Source organism: Pleurocapsa sp. CCALA 161, assembly GCF_003003995.1.
Lineage (GTDB): Bacteria > Cyanobacteriota > Cyanobacteriia > Cyanobacteriales > Xenococcaceae > Waterburya.
In genome coordinates this window covers 1-4,142 of record NZ_PVWF01000221.1, presented here as the reverse complement: position 1 = coordinate 4,142, position 4,142 = coordinate 1, and the positions used below count along the sequence as shown (strand labels likewise).

The following is a 4,142-nucleotide window of genomic DNA, read 5'->3' as shown; positions in this document are numbered from 1 at the left end:
GAAACAGAAACCTAAGTCGTGAGTCTTAGGAATCCCCCACTATATCGGTACTCCGATTAGTGGCGGGAGGATGTCAATCCAACCCCACATATAACCCTTAGCATCGGCAAATTCAAGATAAATACGGTTGACAGAAACAGCTAATTCATCGCTAATTTGACTACAAAAATCTTGACTCATCGCCTTAGTTTGGTCTGGACTCATACTGCCAATACTTTTAATCTCTACATAACAGGTGGGTTCAAATGTACCACCAAAGGTCATGGTCGCATCACTTTCAAAAGCAGTCATGACATAAGATTCTGGTTTACCGAGGTGTTTGGCTAAACTACTAGATAGGCTAGTTAACAAGCGTTTTACTGTTGCTTCAGATGGGGAAACAGAGGACTGAACTTTAATTAAAGGCATAATTATTTTTTAATCTCAATCAAGATTTTTAGCGATCTATATCTACTAATATATGGTGTTGGCGCGTCAGAGAGACCCCGCCGTCCTAAAGGATACACCTTCGGATATAAAACGACGGGGCTTCCTCTGACTTCGTGAATCTCTCTGGGCAAAATTTAACTATCCATCATAAATTTGGTTTTAACTATGCAAACGACTAAGACTATTGATTGGCAAAAGTTACAAAATGGCTCTGATATCCGTGGCGTAGCTCTCGAAGGGGTTGCCGATGAAGTGGTTAACCTGACTCCTGAAGTGGTAAAAACTCTCGGTAATGCTTTTGTGCGTTGGCTCACCAAGCAAGGCAATAAACCCGCCACAGATCTAACTATTGCTATTGGTAGGGATAGTCGCCTCTCAGGAGAAAGCTTAAGTGAGGCTGTGATTGAGGGAATTGCGATCGCTGGTTGTCAAGTATATAACTTCAATCTTGCTTCTACTCCCGCAATGTTTATGAGTACTGTAACAGATGGTTTTAACTGTGATGGGGCAATTATGCTAACTGCAAGCCATCTACCTTTTAATCGCAACGGCATGAAGTTTTTCACCCCTCAAGGGGGTTTGGGGAAGTCTGATATTACTGAGATTTTAAATATTGCAGCGGCAGGAAGCTTACTGAACAACGTCAATCAGGGAAAAATTAGCAACCGAGACTTTATCTCCATCTATGCAGCTAGATTAGTTGATACGGTACGTCAGGGAGTTAACCATCCTGTTAATTTTGAGCAACCTTTAACTGGTTTAAAAATAGTCGTTGATGCTGGCAACGGTGCAGGAGGGTTTTATGCTGACAAAGTGTTGCAACCTCTAGGTGCAGATATTACGGGAAGTCAGTTTCTCGATCCTGATGGCATGTTTCCTAATCATATTCCCAACCCCGAAAATCACGAGGCAATGGTATCAATATGTCAAGCTGTAATTAATCATCAAGCTGATTTTGGCATTATTTTTGATACGGATGTTGATCGCGTGGCAGCCGTAGATCATCAGGGTAATGAGCTAAATCGTAATCGTCTGATTGCTCTAATTTCAGCTATTGTTTTACAGGAACATCCAGGTTCTATTATAGTTACAGACTCTATCACTGCTGATGGTTTGACTCAGTTTATCGAGCATTTAGGGGGTAAGCATCACCGTTTTAAACGCGGTTATAAAAATGTGATTGAAGAGTCAATGCGCTTAAACGAATCGGGGGTGGAATCTTGGCTGGCGATCGAAACTTCTGGACATGGAGCAATGAAGGAGAATTATTTCCTCGATGATGGAGCATATTTAGCCACTAAGTTACTGGTTGAACTAGCCAAAACTAAACAGCAGGAAAAACTTTTAACGGATCTAATTACCGATTTAAAAGAGCCAGTGACAAGTAAGGAGTTTCGCTTAAAGATTCAGGTTGAGGATTTCAAAGCTTACGGTAATCAGATAATTGCCCGACTTCAAGAGTTTGCTAACTCTCAAAATGATTGGACAGTTGTACCCAACAACTATGAGGGAGTCAGAATATCCTGTAATTCTCCTCTAGAAGTTGGCTGGTTCTTATTGCGCCTTTCCCTGCACGATCCAGTTATCCCGCTAAATATTGAATCTAACGTACCTCAAGGAGTAGAGCGTATTGCAACTCGTTTACTAGAGTTTCTGCAAGATTTTGAAGCCTTAGATCTGGCTGCTTTTCAAAATGTAAGATGATGAAAACAAATTGTTTGATCTTCAATGCCAAAAGCAACAATTTTATTTGACTAAAATTTCCGTAAAAAAGCGCTATTTCAGTTAGAAATAGCGCTTTAAACCCAGTTGTATCAATATTTAAGTTGTGTTCATAATAATTATGCTTTACTTACTTAGTGACAACGTTAGATTCAGATGCACTGAAGCTTTTCTCCAACAGCATGACTCTTTTAGCTTGTGTCGACAAAGCAGATTTATCCAGCCAATTGGTAATCAACGCATCGGTAGAAAACAATCCAGCACCGTTAATGGTGAAGAATAGGAAACAGGCTGCATAGATAGCAGATAGCTCTAGATAAGGAATGCTCAAACCAGCAACCAAGATATGGTGATACATAGCTACGCACATGGTGAAGAATAGACCGAGTGCAGCAGGTCTAACCAAAAGACCAATGATCAATAGGGGTGCGCCAATGAGCTCGGTAAAGGCTGCAATGTAGCTGAAAAATATGGGGAAAGGTAAACCAATATAAGCCACATAAGCTTCGGCGAAACTGTCGATATTGGCTAGTTTGTCGATGCCGTTATGAATCATCACGATCCCGACAACTGCTCTGAGGATTGCCCAAGAGGTTTGCTGCCAAAATTCAGGGTTGGTATTAGGGCGAAAAGCTTTAGTAATTAGAGAATTAATCAACATAGTATTATTTGGTTTGAAAATAGTAGAAGTTGCCGCAGGTTATTCCGCCGTTAGACGACGAAGCCTTCTTAGGAAGTTGCGTTGGTTAAATTCAGACAATATGAGCAAAGAAATGATGCCAAGTCAAAGTTGCATCGCCGTCAAACGACGAGTCTAGCTGTGACCAATAGCTAAAATTATTACGTCGATAACATTGGATTCCTCGACGAAAGTCTAAACTTAGATTAAAAAATGTTAATCTATATTAAAATTTAGCGCATTTTTATTGTAAAAGCTAATTTTGGTTAATAAATTTAGATTTTATTTCTCATAAATTTTTTGTTTTTCAGAAATAATAACCTAGCCTTAACCACCACAAAGCTTTAAACTGAAATTTGCAGAGAATTTTAAAATATTTTTTAGATTGTGCGAAAAGTAATTATTGCTGGTAATTGGAAGATGCACAAAAATCAGGCAGAGTCACTGACTTTTGTGCAGGAGTTTAAATCTGAAGTTGAGGATACGCAAGAAAATCAAGAAATAGTGCTGTGCGCGCCTTTTACTTCCCTAACCGCCATGTCAAAAAATTTACATGGCAGCAGAATTATGTTAGGCGCTCAAAACATTCATTGGTCAGATGAAGGGGCTTATACTGGCGAAATTTCAGGTTCAATGCTGGCGGAAATCGGTGTTGATTATATAATTGTAGGTCATAGTGAAAGACGACAATACTTTGGCGACACAGATCAAACCGTCAATTTAAGGTTGAAGGCAGCTCAACAATATGGATTTAAGCCAATTCTTTGCGTCGGAGAAACTAAAGAACAAAGAGACGCAGGAGAAACTGAGCAGATTATTATCACCCAGTTAAAAGAAAATTTAGTTGAAGTTGACCAAAGTAATTTAGTTATTGCATACGAGCCTATTTGGGCAATTGGCACAGGCGATACTTGCGAATCTTCAGAAGCTAATCGAGTGATTGGAATTATTCGTCAGCAGCTAGACAATAAAAATGTCTCGATTCAGTACGGCGGCTCAGTGAATACGAAAAACGTTGACGAGATCATGGCGCAACCAGAAATAGACGGTACTTTGGTTGGAGGTGCTAGTTTATCAGCAAGCAGCTTTGCTCGGATTGTTAACTATCAGTAGCGATCGCCTCGATCAATTAAGCTAAAAATAGACATAAGTAAATTGATCATTACTAATGTTACGCAACTTAACAAAAAATTTATTAGTTTTGGGAGTTGAAGATCGAGAGAGAATATTAATTTGTTGTTCCCATATCCATAATCTCTCCAGAGCTAAATCTTTGCCAATCAACAATTGTGCGTAACATCAGGAGCTAACA

Annotated in this window: 4 protein-coding genes; 2 read left to right on the top strand and 2 right to left on the bottom strand. The window is 39.5% G+C overall.

The features are described from left to right. Positions 1 to 39 precede the first annotated feature (39 nt). On the bottom strand, positions 40 to 408 hold the full coding sequence (locus tag C7B62_RS24795) for a phenylpyruvate tautomerase MIF-related protein (RefSeq protein WP_106244083.1): 369 nt from the start codon (positions 406 to 408) through the stop codon (positions 40 to 42). Between the two features lie 186 nt (positions 409 to 594). Here C7B62_RS24795 and C7B62_RS24790 point away from each other — a divergent pair, with 186 nt between their 5' ends. Next, complete coding sequence (locus C7B62_RS24790; RefSeq protein ID WP_106244079.1) at positions 595 to 2,133, top strand: phosphomannomutase/phosphoglucomutase; 1,539 nt, start codon at positions 595 to 597, stop codon at positions 2,131 to 2,133. 148 nt (positions 2,134 to 2,281) lie between these two features. Here the strand turns inward: C7B62_RS24790 and C7B62_RS24785 are convergent, their stop codons facing one another. Continuing rightward, positions 2,282 to 2,812: a DoxX family protein gene (locus C7B62_RS24785; protein ID WP_233220150.1), complete on the bottom strand. Its 531-nt coding sequence runs from the start codon at positions 2,810 to 2,812 to the stop codon at positions 2,282 to 2,284. 405 nt (positions 2,813 to 3,217) lie between these two features. Here C7B62_RS24785 and tpiA point away from each other — a divergent pair, with 405 nt between their 5' ends. Continuing rightward, entirely contained in the window at positions 3,218 to 3,943 is a 726-nt protein-coding gene (gene tpiA / locus C7B62_RS24780; protein ID WP_106244076.1) for a triose-phosphate isomerase, read from the top strand. Positions 3,944 to 4,142 lie beyond the last annotated feature (199 nt).